8 protein-coding genes, 2 rRNA genes and 1 pseudogene are annotated in these 15,491 nt (G+C 64.6%); 9 read left to right on the top strand and 2 right to left on the bottom strand.

Annotated features, from left to right (window positions below):
* Nucleotides 1-192 precede the first annotated feature (192 nt).
* From D6270_RS25700 to D6270_RS25715, 4 genes are read left to right on the top strand one after another with little or no spacing between them, the layout of a single operon-like run.
* Entirely contained in the window at nucleotides 193-2,406 is a 2,214-nt protein-coding gene (locus tag D6270_RS25700; protein WP_093692938.1) for a polyribonucleotide nucleotidyltransferase, read from the top strand.
* The gene (locus tag D6270_RS25705) at nucleotides 2,403-3,782 is read left to right on the top strand and encodes a M16 family metallopeptidase (protein WP_109163295.1); all 1,380 of its coding nucleotides are present in this window, start codon (nucleotides 2,403-2,405) and stop codon (nucleotides 3,780-3,782) included. Before D6270_RS25700 ends, D6270_RS25705 begins: the two co-directional genes overlap by 4 nt.
* Nucleotides 3,783-3,807: 25 nt before the next feature.
* On the top strand, nucleotides 3,808-4,560 hold the full coding sequence (gene dapB, locus D6270_RS25710) for a 4-hydroxy-tetrahydrodipicolinate reductase (RefSeq protein ID WP_109163294.1): 753 nt from the start codon (nucleotides 3,808-3,810) through the stop codon (nucleotides 4,558-4,560).
* A 9-nt stretch (nucleotides 4,561-4,569) separates the two neighbouring features.
* Complete coding sequence (locus D6270_RS25715; protein ID WP_109163293.1) at nucleotides 4,570-5,022, top strand: tetratricopeptide repeat protein; 453 nt, start codon at nucleotides 4,570-4,572, stop codon at nucleotides 5,020-5,022.
* A gap of 106 nt (nucleotides 5,023-5,128) precedes the next feature.
* Here the strand turns inward: D6270_RS25715 and D6270_RS25720 are convergent, their stop codons facing one another.
* The gene (locus D6270_RS25720; RefSeq protein ID WP_109163292.1) at nucleotides 5,129-5,680 is read right to left on the bottom strand and encodes an SCO5741 family PH domain-containing membrane protein; all 552 of its coding nucleotides are present in this window, start codon (nucleotides 5,678-5,680) and stop codon (nucleotides 5,129-5,131) included.
* Nucleotides 5,681-5,798: 118 nt separating this feature from the next.
* Nucleotides 5,799-6,037: pseudogene (locus D6270_RS25725) on the bottom strand (hypothetical protein).
* Nucleotides 6,038-6,233: 196 nt separating this feature from the next.
* Between D6270_RS25725 and thyX the strand changes: the two are divergent.
* The 5 genes from thyX to D6270_RS25755 all read left to right on the top strand — a co-directional run bounded on the left by thyX (nucleotide 6,234) and on the right by D6270_RS25755 (nucleotide 15,440).
* The gene (thyX, locus tag D6270_RS25730) at nucleotides 6,234-6,971 is read left to right on the top strand and encodes an FAD-dependent thymidylate synthase (RefSeq protein ID WP_109163290.1); all 738 of its coding nucleotides are present in this window, start codon (nucleotides 6,234-6,236) and stop codon (nucleotides 6,969-6,971) included.
* Between the two features lie 152 nt (nucleotides 6,972-7,123).
* Complete coding sequence (gene dapA, locus D6270_RS25735) at nucleotides 7,124-8,023, top strand: 4-hydroxy-tetrahydrodipicolinate synthase (protein ID WP_109163289.1); 900 nt, start codon at nucleotides 7,124-7,126, stop codon at nucleotides 8,021-8,023.
* Between the two features lie 140 nt (nucleotides 8,024-8,163).
* On the top strand, nucleotides 8,164-9,849 hold the full coding sequence (locus tag D6270_RS25740; protein ID WP_109163288.1) for a ribonuclease J: 1,686 nt from the start codon (nucleotides 8,164-8,166) through the stop codon (nucleotides 9,847-9,849).
* Between the two features lie 642 nt (nucleotides 9,850-10,491).
* Nucleotides 10,492-12,017, top strand: a 16S ribosomal RNA gene (locus D6270_RS25750).
* 298 nt (nucleotides 12,018-12,315) lie between these two features.
* Nucleotides 12,316-15,440: ribosomal RNA gene (locus D6270_RS25755) — 23S ribosomal RNA — on the top strand.
* Together the 16S and 23S rRNA genes form the textbook arrangement of a ribosomal RNA operon.
* Nucleotides 15,441-15,491: the final 51 nt, after the last annotated feature.

Consider the following 15,491-nt stretch of genomic DNA (forward strand, 5'->3'; position numbering starts at 1 on the left):
CGTTACACCGCACCACCGCAGTAGATAGGGAGAGGCGCAGCGACGCCGCCGCCGGTCCTCGGTAGTGGCCCCCGGGAACATGCCCGGGAGCTTCGATCGAAGACCGGCCCGCACACACGGTGCGCTTCTCCCGCACCGTCCTCCGCCATACGGGCGGCAGGACGAAAGACGACGAGTATGGAGAAATCACTAGTGGAGAACGAGACCCACTACGCCGAGGCCGTTATCGACAACGGAACCTTCGGCACCCGCACCATCCGCTTCGAGACGGGCCGCCTGGCCAAGCAGGCCGCCGGCTCCGCCGTCGCGTACCTGGACGACGACACCATGGTGCTGTCGGCCACCACCGCCTCCAAGCGGCCCAAGGACAACCTCGACTTCTTCCCCCTCACGGTGGACGTCGAGGAGCGGCAGTACGCGGCCGGCAAGATCCCCGGCTCCTTCTTCCGTCGTGAGGGCCGGCCCTCCGAGGACGCGATCCTCACCTGCCGCCTGATCGACCGCCCGCTGCGCCCCTCCTTCAAGAAGGGCCTGCGCAACGAGATCCAGATCGTCGAGACGATCATGGCGCTCAACCCCGACCACCTGTACGACGTGGTCGCGATCAACGCCGCCTCCTGCTCCACCATCCTGGCGGGCCTGCCCTTCTCCGGCCCGATCGGCGCCACCCGCGTCGCCCTGATCAAGGGCCAGTGGGTCGCGTTCCCGACGCACACCGAGCTCGAGGACGCCGTCTTCGACATGGTCGTCGCCGGTCGCGTCCTGGAGGACGGCGACGTCGCGATCATGATGGTCGAGGCCGAGGCCACCGAGAAGACCATCCAGCTCGTCAAGGACGGCGCCGAGGCTCCCACCGAGGAGATCGTCGCCGCCGGTCTGGACGCCGCGAAGCCCTTCATCAAGGCGCTCTGCAAGGCCCAGTCCGACCTCGCCTCCAAGGCCGCCAAGCCGGTCGGCGAGTTCCCGGTCTTCCTGGACTACCAGGACGACGTCTTCGAGGCGCTCTCCAAGGCCGTCACCTCCGAGCTGACGCAGGCGCTCACCATCGCCGGCAAGCAGGACCGCGAGGCCGAGCTGGACCGCGTCAAGGAGATCGCCGCCGAGAAGCTGCTCCCGGCCTTCGAGGGCCGCGAGAAGGAGATCTCCGCCGCGTACCGCGCGCTGACCAAGAAGCTGGTCCGCGAGCGCGTCATCAAGGACAAGGTCCGCATCGACGGCCGTGGCGTCACGGACATCCGTACGCTCGCCGCCGAGGTCGAGGCCATCCCGCGCGTGCACGGCTCGGCGCTGTTCGAGCGTGGCGAGACCCAGATCCTGGGCGTCACCACCCTCAACATGCTCCGCATGGAGCAGCAGCTGGACACCCTCTCCCCGGTGACCCGCAAGCGCTACATGCACAACTACAACTTCCCCCCGTACTCCGTCGGTGAGACCGGCCGCGTGGGCTCGCCCAAGCGCCGCGAGATCGGCCACGGAGCGCTCGCCGAGCGCGCCATCGTGCCGGTTCTCCCCTCGCGCGAGGAGTTCCCCTACGCGATCCGCCAGGTCTCCGAGGCGCTGGGCTCCAACGGCTCGACGTCCATGGGCTCGGTCTGCGCCTCCACCATGTCGCTGCTGAACGCCGGTGTCCCCCTCAAGGCCGCCGTCGCCGGTATCGCCATGGGCCTGATCTCGCAGGAGATCGACGGCAAGACCCACTACGTCGCCCTCACCGACATCCTCGGTGCGGAGGACGCCTTCGGCGACATGGACTTCAAGGTCGCCGGTACGAAGCAGTTCGTGACCGCGCTCCAGCTCGACACCAAGCTCGACGGCATCCCCGCCTCGGTCCTGGCCGCCGCGCTGAAGCAGGCCCGTGACGCGCGTCTGCACATCCTGGACGTCATGAACGAGGCCATCGACGTCCCGGACGAGATGTCCCCGAACGCCCCGCGGATCATCACCGTCAAGATCCCGGTGGACAAGATCGGTGAGGTCATCGGCCCCAAGGGCAAGATGATCAACCAGATCCAGGAGGACACCGGCGCCGACATCACGATCGAGGACGACGGCACCATCTACATCGGTGCCCAGCAGGGTTCGCAGGCCGAGGCCGCCCGCGCCACGATCAACGCGATCGCCAACCCCACCATGCCGGAGGTCGGCGAGCGCTACCTGGGTACGGTCGTCAAGACGACCACCTTCGGCGCGTTCGTCTCGCTCATGCCGGGCAAGGACGGCCTGCTGCACATCTCGCAGATCCGCAAGCTCGCCGGTGGCAAGCGCGTGGAGAACGTCGAGGACGTGCTCGGCGTCGGCGCCAAGGTCCAGGTCGAGATCGCCGAGATCGACTCGCGCGGCAAGCTCTCCCTGATCCCCGTCATCGAGGGTGAAGAGGACGAGACGAAGGACGACACCGACAAGTGACGTCCCGTAGTTCCGCGACGACGGCCCGCCCCTCCTCGGAGGGGCGGGCCGTCGCCCGTACCCAAACGCTTCTCAAGGGCAGCAACGGCATCGGAACGGTCCGCCGGACCGTCCTCCCCGGCGGTCTGCGGATCGTCACCGAGACCCTGCCCTCCGTCCGGTCCGCCACCTTCGGCATCTGGGCCAACGTCGGTTCCCGCGACGAGACGCCCACCCTGAACGGCGCGACCCACTACCTCGAACACCTCCTCTTCAAGGGCACCGCCCAGCGCACCGCCCTCGGCATCTCCTCCGCGATCGACGCGGTCGGCGGCGAGATGAACGCCTTCACGGCGAAGGAGTACACCTGCTACTACGCGCGGGTCCTCGACACCGACCTGCCGCTCGCGATCGACGTCGTCTGCGACATGCTGACCGGCTCGCTGATCGCCCCCGAGGACGTCGACGCCGAGCGCGGCGTCATCCTCGAGGAGATCGCGATGACCGAGGACGACCCGGGCGACTGCGTGCACGACCTGTTCGCGCACACGATGCTCGGCGACACCCCCCTCGGCCGCCCGGTCCTCGGCACCGTCGACACGATCAACGCCCTGAACCGGGGCCAGATCGCCCGCTTCTACAAGAAGCACTACGACCCCACGCACCTGGTCGTCGCCGCCGCGGGCAACGTCGACCACGCCACGGTCGTACGCCAGGTCCGCAAGGCCTTCGAGAAGGCCGGTGCCCTCTCCCGTACGGACGCCGTCCCCGTGGCGCCCCGCGAGGGCTCCCGCACCCTGCGCACCGCCGGCAAGGTGGAGCTGCTGAACCGCAAGACCGAGCAGGCCCACGTGGTCCTCGGCATGCCCGGCCTCGCCCGCACCGACGACCGCCGCTGGGCGCTCGGCGTCCTCAACACCGCCCTCGGCGGCGGCATGAGCTCGCGCCTCTTCCAGGAGGTACGGGAGAAGCGCGGCCTGGCGTACAGCGTGTACTCGTACACCTCGGGCTTCGCCGACTGCGGCCTCTTCGGCGTCTACGCGGGCTGCCGTCCCAGCCAGGTCCACGACGTCCTGAAGATCTGCCGCGACGAGCTGGACCGGGTCGCCACCCACGGCCTGGACGACGACGAGATCACCCGCGCCATCGGCCAGCTCTCGGGCTCCACCGTCCTCGGCCTGGAGGACACCGGCGCGCTGATGAACCGGATCGGCAAGAGCGAGCTGTGCTGGGGCGAGCAGATGTCGGTCGACGACATGCTGGCCCGCATCGCGGAGGTCACCCCCGACGACGTACGGGAGGTGGCGGGCGAGCTCCTCACCCACCGCCCCTCGCTCTCGGTCATCGGCCCGCTCAAGGACAAGCAGGCGGACCGCCTGGAAGAAGCGGTCTCCTAACCCCTTAATCCCTTAAGGAACCACAATGAGCAAGCTGCGCGTAGCCGTTCTCGGTGCGAACGGCCGGATCGGCTCCGAGGCCGTCCGGGCCGTCCAGGCCGCCGACGACCTGGAGCTGGTGGCGGCGCTGGGCCGGGGCGACAAGCTGGAGGCCCTCGCCGAGGCAGGTGCCCAGGTCGCCGTCGAGCTGACCACCCCGGCATCGGTCATGGGCAACCTCGACTTCTGCGTCCGGCACGGCATCCACGCCGTGGTGGGCACCACCGGCTGGAACGACGAACGGCTCGCGCAGCTCACCACCTGGCTGGACAACTCCCCGGAGACCGGCGTCCTCATCGCCCCGAACTTCTCCATCGGCGCCGTCCTGACCATGAAGTTCGCCGAGCAGGCCGCCCGCTACTTCGAGTCGGTCGAGGTCGTCGAGCTCCACCACCCCAACAAGGCCGATGCCCCCTCCGGCACCGCCACCCGCACCGCCCAGCTCATCGCGGCGGCCCGCGCCGAAGCGGGCAGCGCCCCCCAGCCGGACGCCACCACCACCGCCCTGGACGGCGCGCGCGGCGCGGACGTCGACGGGGTCCCGGTCCACGCGATCCGGCTGCGCGGCCTGCTGGCCCACCAGGAAGTGCTGCTCGGCGGCGAGGGCGAGACCCTCACCATCCGCCACGACTCCCTCCACCACAGCAGCTTCATGCCGGGCATCCTGCTTGGTGTCCGCCGCGTGGTGACCACTCCCGGCCTCACCTTCGGCCTGGAACACTTCCTCGACCTGAACTGACGGGCCCCCATGCGCGCCAAGATCACCTACTTCATCACGGCCGCCGTCCTGGTCTTCTACTTCGTCCTGGTCGGCAGCCGCGGTCTGATGCTCATCCGCCACGGCACGCTGCTCACGGTCACGTTCGGCGTAGCCGTGCTGATCCTGCCGGTGATCGGGATCTGGTTCCTCTGGAAGAACACCCAGTTCGTCCGCCGGGCCAACGCGCTCGCCGCCGAACTGGACGCGGAGGGCGGCCTGCCGGTCGACGACCTGGCCCGCACCCCGTCCGGCCGCATCGACCGTGACGCGGCCGACGCGGTCTTCACGAAGCGCCGCGAGGAGACGGAGGACGCCCCGGACGACTGGCGCGCCTGGTTCCGGCTGGCGGTGGCCTACCAGGACGCCAGGGACACCCCGAGGGCCCGCAAGGCCATGCAGAGGGCCATCGCCCTCCGTGGAACCAGCCCGTCCGGCGTCTGAGGACATCTTTCACGCCGTACACAGACGAGGTATCACGCCGTACGCGGATGAGCCCGGGACCGACGAACGGTCCCGGGCTCACCCACGTACACGCAACGGCAACGGCTCACCCGTGCCGATACTCATCCGCCCAGGCCTCCACCGCGTCCGTGGCCCGCTCGAACGCCTCCTCGCGCCCGAGGAAGTCCGCGTTGTGGTCGGAGACCAGCGGCGGCAGCGCCTCACCGTTCTGCCGGACCACGATCAGCGCCTGGCCCTGCACCGTACGGGGCAGCCCCAGCCACTTCACCGGCTGCTGGACCGTCCGGACGGAGGCGGTGGACCCCCACGGCACCGTGGTGGTCCGGAAGAACCCCACGCGCCGCACACCATGCCGGCTCACCCACGCGCCGACCCGCAGGAGCCGCAGAGCGGCACCGATCAGCACACCGGCCAGCAGCAGACACAGCACGGCACCGGAAGGCGCTCCGGCGAAAGCGATGATCATCGCCGCGAGCAGCACGAACGAGGCCAGCAACAACTGGCCGGCCGCCGCCGCGACCCGCCACGGACCGGGGCGGTAGGGCCGCCGCCAGCTGTCGTGGTCGTCGAACGGCAGCGCAGCGTCCTCCGCGCTCGCATCGAATGCGCGGTCGGCCGTCAGAAAGGGCAGGGGCACGACTCATCCTCACTCACAAGCACGCTCGATTGCTGTGCCCGGTGAGGCTACCGAGGCGGCCCCCGACCCGACCACCCCAGGGGGTCCGTACGAGTAGTTCAGCGGCCCCGGGAAGTGCTCAGCGGCCCTGGGACGCCTCGGACTGCTTGCCGTGCGAGGCGGACTGCCCGGAGTCGAGTGCCGGAAGACCCAGCAGCAGCGACCCCACGAGCCCGGCGACCACGGTCAGCCCGACGAGGGAGCGCCCCAGCAGCTGGGGAACGCTGGCGCGGGGGAGGGAGGGGGAGTGACATTACTGCGGAATCGGTCGGACTCGGCGACGAACGAGAACGGGACGGATTCACGCCGGCGGAACATGAGGAAACTCTCCTTGATCTCAGTGGCGGGTGCTGCTAATGAGTCAGACGTACGAACAGCCGGATCGGTGCCCGAATCGCCGTACTTGTTGGACGGACTCCACGAACGGCTGCCCGACACCGCCTCGTGCATGCGTCGCCCACCCGGCCCGTAAAGTGGTCGCCGCCCAGCGCCGCCCCTGGAAGGACCCCCGCCGGTGACCGACACCCCCGAACCCGCAAAGCCCCACTTCCGTAGCGATGTCACCGTTGAGCTGGTGAAAAGTGCCGCGGGCGACGCGGACGTGCTGTTCGCCGCCCGGGTCTCCACCGCCGGCGAGCAGTCGCTGGAAGAGGTCACCAAGGACCCGGAGCGGTCCAAGGGGCTGATCAACTACCTCATGCGGGACCGGCACGGCAGCCCGTTCGAGCACAACTCGATGACCTTCTTCATCAGCGCCCCGATCTTCGTGTTCCGCGAGTTCATGCGGCACCGCGTGGGCTGGTCGTACAACGAGGAATCGGGCCGCTACCGGGAGCTGGAGCCGGTCTTCTACGTCCCCGGAACCTCCCGCAAGCTGGTCCAGCAGGGCCGCCCCGGAAAGTACGAGTTCGTCGAGGGCACCGAGGCCCAGTACGACCTCACGACCCGCGCCATGGAGGACTCCTACCGGGCCTCCTACGCGGCCTACCAGGAGATGCTGGCGGAGGGCGTGGCCCGCGAGGTCGCCCGTGCGGTCCTCCCGGTCGGCCTCTTCTCGACCATGTACGCCACCTGCAACGCACGCTCCCTGATGCACTTCCTCGGCCTGCGCACCCAGCATGAGCTGGCGAAGGTCCCGTCCTTCCCGCAGCGCGAGATCGAGATGGTCGGCGAGCAGATGGAAGCCCACTGGGCGCAGCTCATGCCGCTCACTCATGCGGCCTTCAACAAAAATGGACGAGTAGCCCCGTAAGCGGTGTCCGTATTGCGGCGTTTCGAGAAGTTCATCTAGGCTGATCAAACGGACCCGGCACTGCTTGAACCCCCGAGCAGGCAGTGCCGGGCTCCTCTTTCCCGGTCCCCCTAAAGGGGACCACGCGCTGAGCAGCGAGTAGCGTGTTACCCATGGCTCCGATCTCCACTCCGCAGACCCCCTTCGGGCGGGTCCTCACCGCTATGGTCACGCCCTTCACGGCGGACGGCGCTCTCGACCTCGACGGCGCACAGCGGCTCGCCACCCACCTGGTGGACGCAGGCAACGACGGGCTGATCGTCAACGGCACCACCGGTGAGTCCCCGACCACCAGTGACGCGGAGAAGGACCAGCTCGTACGGGCTGTGCTCGAAGCGGTCGGCGACCGGGCGCACGTCGTCGCCGGCATCGGGACCAACGACACCCGGCACAGCGTCGACCTCGCCCGCACCGCCGAGCGCACCGGCGCCCACGGGCTCCTCGCCGTCACGCCGTACTACAACAAGCCGCCGCAGGAAGGCCTCCTGCGGCACTTCACGGCCATCGCCGACTCCACGGACCTGCCCGTGATGCTGTACGACATTCCCGGCCGCAGCGGGGTCCCGATCGACACGGAGACCCTGGTACGGCTGGCCGACCACCCGCGGATCGTCGCCAACAAGGACGCCAAGGGTGACCTGGGCCGTGCCAGCTGGGCCATCGCCCAGTCCGGCCTCGCCTGGTACTCGGGCGACGACATGCTCAACCTGCCGCTCCTCTCGGTCGGCGCGGTCGGCTTCGTCTCCGTCGTGGGCCACGTGGTCACCCCGGACCTGCGGGCGCTCGTCGAGGCCCACCTGGGCGGCGACGTCCAGAAGGCCACCGAGATCCACCAGAAGCTGCTCCCGGTCTTCACCGGCATGTTCCGCACCCAGGGCGTGATCACCACCAAGGCCGCACTGACGCTCCAGGGCCTCCCGGCCGGACCGCTGCGCCTGCCCCTGGTGGAACTCACCGCACAGGAGACGGCCCAGCTCAAGATCGACCTGGCCGCCGGCGGGGTACAGCTGTAACCACAGACTTCACAACTGAATGAAGAGAACGAGCGAGGCACCTCGCGAAGAGCAGCACCCCAAGACAACTGCAAGTGCACGAATGACATGCGCGCCACGTGCCTCAGCGGTACGTGGCGTGTGTGGTTAAGGAGAGTCTTTTGAGCCATCCGCACCCTGAACTCGGTACCCCCCCGAAGCTCCCGAAGGGCGCCCTGCGGGTCACCCCGCTCGGCGGCCTCGGCGAGATCGGCCGCAACATGACGGTCTTCGAGTACGGCGGCCGCCTGCTCATCGTCGACTGCGGCGTCCTCTTCCCCGAGGAGGAGCAGCCGGGCATCGACCTGATCCTGCCGGACTTCACCACGATCCGGGACCGCCTGGACGACATCGAGGGCATCGTCCTCACGCACGGCCACGAGGACCACATCGGTGGTGTCCCGTACCTGCTGCGCCTGAAGCCTGACATCCCGCTCATCGGCTCGAAGCTGACCCTCGCGCTCATCGAGGCGAAGCTCCAGGAGCACCGCATCCGCCCGTACACCCTCGAAGTCACCGAGGGCCAGCGCGAGCGCATCGGCGTCTTCGACTGCGAGTTCATCGCGGTCAACCACTCGATCCCGGACGCTCTCGCGGTCGCCATCCGCACCCCCGCGGGCCTGGCCGTGGCCACCGGTGACTTCAAGATGGACCAGCTCCCGCTGGACGGCCGTCTCACCGACCTGCACGCGTTCGCGCGCCTCAGCGAGGAGGGCATCGACCTCCTCCTCTCGGACTCCACGAACGCCGAGGTCCCCGGCTTCGTCCCGCCCGAGCGGGACATCTCCAACGTCCTGCGCACGGTCTTCGCCAACGCGCAGAAGCGCATCATCGTGGCGAGTTTCGCCAGCCATGTGCACCGCATCCAGCAGATCCTGGACGCCGCCCACGAGTACGGCCGCAGGGTCGCCTTCGTCGGCCGCTCCATGGTCCGCAACATGGGCATCGCCCGTGACCTCGGCTATCTGAAGGTCCCCGCGGGCCTGGTCGTCGACGTGAAGACCCTCGACGACCTGCCCGACGACGAGGTCGTGCTGGTCTGCACGGGCTCGCAGGGCGAGCCGATGGCCGCCCTCTCCCGGATGGCCAACCGCGACCACCAGATCCGGATCGTCCCCGGCGACACGGTGATCCTGGCGTCGTCCCTCATCCCCGGCAACGAGAACGCGGTCTACCGCGTGATCAACGGCCTCACCCGCTGGGGCGCCAACGTCGTCCACAAGGGCAACGCCAAGGTCCACGTCTCGGGCCACGCCTCGGCCGGCGAGCTGCTGTACTTCTACAACATCTGCAAGCCGAAGAACCTGATGCCGGTCCACGGCGAATGGCGCCATCTGCGCGCCAACGCCGAGCTGGGAGCCCTCACGGGCGTGCCCAAGGACCACATCGTCATCGCCGAGGACGGCGTGGTCGTCGACCTCATCGACGGCAAGGCCAAGATCGTCGGCAAGGTCCAGGCCGGGTACGTGTACGTCGACGGCCTCTCCGTCGGCGATGTCACCGAGACCTCCCTCAAGGACCGCCGCATCCTCGGCGACGAGGGCATCATCTCGGTCTTCATCGTGGTCGACAGCTCCTCCGGCAAGATCGTGGGCGGCCCCCACATCCAGGCCCGGGGCTCCGGCATCGACGACAACGCGTTCGTCGGCGTCACCCCGAAGATCCAGGAAGCCCTGGACAAGTCGGCCCAGGACGGCGTGATGGAGCCTCACCAGCTCCAGCAGATGGTCCGCCGCGTCGTCGGCAAGTGGGTCTCCGACACCTACCGCCGGCGCCCGATGATCCTCCCGGTCGTCGTCGAGGTCTGACCCCTCTGACCAGCCCGTACGGGAGCGGGGCCCCTCGATTTGCATCGGGGCGCCCCGCTCCAGTACGTTTACGGCTCCGCCTGACCGGGAAGCACCGCGCACAGTCGTGCGTCGGGACAACCCGAAGGGGCGGGAATTCCGACTCAGAATCTCTGATAACGTCGGATCCGCCGAAAGGCAAGGCCCTCCACAGGCCACCGGAAATCGAATTCGGACCGGAAACGGAACGAAAAAGAGTCTGGTAAAGTTGGAACCGCCGGAAAGGGAAAACGCGAAAGCGAAGAACCTGGAAAGCAACCCGCTTGACCCGCTTCGGCCGGGAATCGGACACGAGAGAGTCTGATAGAGTCGGAAACGCAGGACAGCAAGACAAAGAAACACGAAGGGAAGCGCCCGGAGGGCCCCGGTGATACGGGACCGAAGGAAGCGTCCGTTCCTTGAGAACTCAACAGCGTGCCAAAAGTCAACGCCAGATATGTTGATACCCCGGCCTGCTTCGGCAGGTTGGTGGTTCCTTTGAAAGTCCTACCGGCTCACTTCGGTGACGGTAGGCAATTACACAGCGAGGACGCTGTGAACAACGGGTCTTATTCCGACCGGTTGTTCCGCTCTCGTGTGTGTGCACCCGATTACGGGTAAACATTCACGGAGAGTTTGATCCTGGCTCAGGACGAACGCTGGCGGCGTGCTTAACACATGCAAGTCGAACGATGAAGCCTTTCGGGGTGGATTAGTGGCGAACGGGTGAGTAACACGTGGGCAATCTGCCCTTCACTCTGGGACAAGCCCTGGAAACGGGGTCTAATACCGGATAACACTCTGTCCTGCATGGGACGGGGTTAAAAGCTCCGGCGGTGAAGGATGAGCCCGCGGCCTATCAGCTTGTTGGTGGGGTAATGGCCTACCAAGGCGACGACGGGTAGCCGGCCTGAGAGGGCGACCGGCCACACTGGGACTGAGACACGGCCCAGACTCCTACGGGAGGCAGCAGTGGGGAATATTGCACAATGGGCGAAAGCCTGATGCAGCGACGCCGCGTGAGGGATGACGGCCTTCGGGTTGTAAACCTCTTTCAGCAGGGAAGAAGCGAAAGTGACGGTACCTGCAGAAGAAGCGCCGGCTAACTACGTGCCAGCAGCCGCGGTAATACGTAGGGCGCAAGCGTTGTCCGGAATTATTGGGCGTAAAGAGCTCGTAGGCGGCTTGTCACGTCGGATGTGAAAGCCCGGGGCTTAACCCCGGGTCTGCATTCGATACGGGCTAGCTAGAGTGTGGTAGGGGAGATCGGAATTCCTGGTGTAGCGGTGAAATGCGCAGATATCAGGAGGAACACCGGTGGCGAAGGCGGATCTCTGGGCCATTACTGACGCTGAGGAGCGAAAGCGTGGGGAGCGAACAGGATTAGATACCCTGGTAGTCCACGCCGTAAACGTTGGGAACTAGGTGTTGGCGACATTCCACGTCGTCGGTGCCGCAGCTAACGCATTAAGTTCCCCGCCTGGGGAGTACGGCCGCAAGGCTAAAACTCAAAGGAATTGACGGGGGCCCGCACAAGCAGCGGAGCATGTGGCTTAATTCGACGCAACGCGAAGAACCTTACCAAGGCTTGACATATACCGGAAAGCATCAGAGATGGTGCCCCCCTTGTGGTCGGTATACAGGTGGTGCATGGCTGTCGTCAGCTCGTGTCGTGAGATGTTGGGTTAAGTCCCGCAACGAGCGCAACCCTTGTTCTGTGTTGCCAGCATGCCCTTCGGGGTGATGGGGACTCACAGGAGACTGCCGGGGTCAACTCGGAGGAAGGTGGGGACGACGTCAAGTCATCATGCCCCTTATGTCTTGGGCTGCACACGTGCTACAATGGCCGGTACAATGAGCTGCGATGCCGCGAGGCGGAGCGAATCTCAAAAAGCCGGTCTCAGTTCGGATTGGGGTCTGCAACTCGACCCCATGAAGTCGGAGTTGCTAGTAATCGCAGATCAGCATTGCTGCGGTGAATACGTTCCCGGGCCTTGTACACACCGCCCGTCACGTCACGAAAGTCGGTAACACCCGAAGCCGGTGGCCCAACCCCTTGTGGGAGGGAGCTGTCGAAGGTGGGACTGGCGATTGGGACGAAGTCGTAACAAGGTAGCCGTACCGGAAGGTGCGGCTGGATCACCTCCTTTCTAAGGAGCACTTCTTACCAAACCTGGTTTGGTCAGAGGCCAGTACACCGGCGAGTGTTCGGTGCTGGTTGCTCATGGGTGGAACGTTGACTATTCGGCACGATGGTTTGTTGGTCACTAGTACTGCTTCGGCGTGGAACGTGGTGAACGGATCGTCGGGTCGGGCACGCTGTTGGGTGTCTGAAGGTATGGCCGTGATGGCTGCCTTCTTTCCGGCCCCGGTGAACTCGTCCGCAAGGACGGGGTGGTGGGTGGCTGGTCGTTGTTTGAGAACTGCACAGTGGACGCGAGCATCTGTGGCCAAGTTTTTAAGGGCGCACGGTGGATGCCTTGGCACCAGGAACCGATGAAGGACGTGGGAGGCCACGATAGTCCCCGGGGAGCTGTCAACCAAGCTTTGATCCGGGGGTTTCCGAATGGGGAAACCCGGCAGTCGTCATGGGCTGTCACCCGCTGCTGAACACATAGGCAGTGTGGAGGGAACGAGGGGAAGTGAAACATCTCAGTACCCTCAGGAAGAGAAAACAACCGTGATTCCGGGAGTAGTGGCGAGCGAAACTGGATGAGGCCAAACCGTATGCGTGTGATACCCGGCAGGGGTTGCGCTTACGGGGTTGTGGGAGTTCTCTTGATCAATCTGCCGATTGGTCGGCAAGTCAGAAACCGTTGGTGTAGGCGAAGGACATGCGAAAGGTCCGGCGTAGAGGGTAAGACCCCCGTAGCTGAAACATCAACGGCTTGCTTGAGAACCACCCAAGTAGCACGGGGCCCGAGAAATCCCGTGTGAATCTGGCGGGACCACCCGCTAAGCCTAAATATTCCCTGGTGACCGATAGCGGATAGTACCGTGAGGGAATGGTGAAAAGTACCGCGGGAGCGGAGTGAAATAGTACCTGAAACCGTGTGCCTACAAGCCGTGGGAGCGTCGCTGTATGTGCTTGCACATGCAGTCGTGACTGCGTGCCTTTTGAAGAATGAGCCTGCGAGTTAGCGGTGTGTAGCGAGGTTAACCCGTGTGGGGAAGCCGTAGCGAAAGCGAGTCCGAACAGGGCGTTTGAGTTGCACGCTCTAGACCCGAAGCGGAGTGATCTAGCCATGGGCAGGTTGAAGCGGAGGTAAGACTTCGTGGAGGACCGAACCCACCAGGGTTGAAAACCTGGGGGATGACCTGTGGTTAGGGGTGAAAGGCCAATCAAACTCCGTGATAGCTGGTTCTCCCCGAAATGCATTTAGGTGCAGCGTCGTGTGTTTCTTGCCGGAGGTAGAGCACTGGATAGGCGATGGGCCCTACCGGGTTACTGACCTTAGCCAAACTCCGAATGCCGGTAAGTGAGAGCGCGGCAGTGAGACTGTGGGGGATAAGCTCCATGGTCGAGAGGGAAACAGCCCAGAGCATCGACTAAGGCCCCTAAGCGTACGCTAAGTGGGAAAGGATGTGGAGTCGCAGAGACAACCAGGAGGTTGGCTTAGAAGCAGCCACCCTTGAAAGAGTGCGTAATAGCTCACTGGTCAAGTGATTCCGCGCCGACAATGTAGCGGGGCTCAAGCGTACCGCCGAAGTCGTGTCATTCACACATATAGGGCCAACGCCTGTGTGGATGGGTAGGGGAGCGTCGTGTGCCGGGTGAAGCAGCCGCGGAAGCGAGTTGTGGACGGTTCACGAGTGAGAATGCAGGCATGAGTAGCGATACACACGTGAGAAACGTGTGCGCCGATTGACTAAGGGTTCCTGGGTCAAGCTGATCTGCCCAGGGTAAGTCGGGACCTAAGGCGAGGCCGACAGGCGTAGTCGATGGACAACCGGTTGATATTCCGGTACCCGCTTTGAAACGCCCAGTACTGAATCAGGCGATGCTAAGTCCGTGAAGCCGGCCCGATCTCTTCGGAGTTGAGGGTAGTGGTGGAGCCGATGAACCAGACTTGTAGTAGGTAAGCGATGGGGTGACGCAGGAAGGTAGTCCAGCCCGGGCGGTGGTTGTCCCGGGGTAAGGGTGTAGGACGCACGGTAGGTAAATCCGTCGTGCATGATGTCTGAGACCTGATGCCGAGCCGATTGTGGTGAAGTGGATGATCCTATGCTGTCGAGAAAAGCCTCTAGCGAGTTTCATGGCGGCCCGTACCCTAAACCGACTCAGGTGGTCAGGTAGAGAATACCGAGGCGTTCGGGTGAACTATGGTTAAGGAACTCGGCAAAATGCCCCCGTAACTTCGGGAGAAGGGGGGCCATTCCTGGTGATAGCACGTGCTGCTTGAGCTGGGGGTGGCCGCAGAGACCAGCGAGAAGCGACTGTTTACTAAAAACACAGGTCCGTGCGAAGCCGTAAGGCGATGTATACGGACTGACGCCTGCCCGGTGCTGGAACGTTAAGGGGACCGGTTAGTGCACTTTCGGGTGTGCGAAGCTGAGAACTTAAGCGCCAGTAAACGGCGGTGGTAACTATAACCATCCTAAGGTAGCGAAATTCCTTGTCGGGTAAGTTCCGACCTGCACGAATGGCGTAACGACTTCTCGACTGTCTCAACCATAGGCCCGGTGAAATTGCACTACGAGTAAAGATGCTCGTTTCGCGCAGCAGGACGGAAAGACCCCGGGACCTTTACTATAGTTTGATATTGGTGTTCGGTTCGGCTTGTGTAGGATAGGTGGGAGACTTTGAAGCGGCCACGCCAGTGGTTGTGGAGTCGTCGTTGAAATACCACTCTGGTCGTGCTGGATGTCTAACCTGGGTCCGTGATCCGGATCAGGGACAGTGTCTGATGGGTAGTTTAACTGGGGCGGTTGCCTCCTAAAGAGTAACGGAGGCGCCCAAAGGTTCCCTCAGCCTGGTTGGCAATCAGGTGTTGAGTGTAAGTGCACAAGGGAGCTTGACTGTGAGACCGACGGGTCGAGCAGGGACGAAAGTCGGGACTAGTGATCCGGCAGTGGCTTGTGGAAGCGCTGTCGCTCAACGGATAAAAGGTACCCCGGGGATAACAGGCTGATCTTCCCCAAGAGTCCATATCGACGGGATGGTTTGGCACCTCGATGTCGGCTCGTCGCATCCTGGGGCTGGAGTCGGTCCCAAGGGTTGGGCTGTTCGCCCATTAAAGCGGTACGCGAGCTGGGTTTAGAACGTCGTGAGACAGTTCGGTCCCTATCCGCTGTGCGCGTAGGAATATTGAGAAGGGCTGTCCCTAGTACGAGAGGACCGGGACGGACGAACCTCTGGTGTGCCAGTTGTCCTGCCAAGGGCATGGCTGGTTGGCTACGTTCGGAAAGGATAACCGCTGAAAGCATCTAAGCGGGAAGCCTGCTTCGAGATGAGTATTCCCACCCTCTTGAAGGGTTAAGGCTCCCAGTAGACGACTGGGTTGATAGGCCAGATGTGGAAGCCCTGTAAGGGGTGGAGCTGACTGGTACTAATAGGCCGAGGGCTTGTCCTCAGTTGCTCGCGTCCACTGTGTTAGTTCTGAAATAACGAACGGCCGTGTTTT

It is taken from the genome of Streptomyces griseus subsp. griseus (genome assembly GCF_003610995.1).
Taxonomy (GTDB): Bacteria; Actinomycetota; Actinomycetes; order Streptomycetales; family Streptomycetaceae; genus Streptomyces.

Excerpts from the sequence above, each read along its gene's own strand:
- dapB (WP_109163294.1), top strand. The coding sequence starts at position 3,808 with ATGAGCAAGCTGCGCGTAGCCGTTCTCGGTGCGAACGGCCGGATCGGC.
- D6270_RS25715 (WP_109163293.1), top strand. The coding sequence starts at position 4,570 with ATGCGCGCCAAGATCACCTACTTCATCACGGCCGCCGTCCTGGTCTTC.
- dapA (WP_109163289.1), top strand. The coding sequence starts at position 7,124 with ATGGCTCCGATCTCCACTCCGCAGACCCCCTTCGGGCGGGTCCTCACC.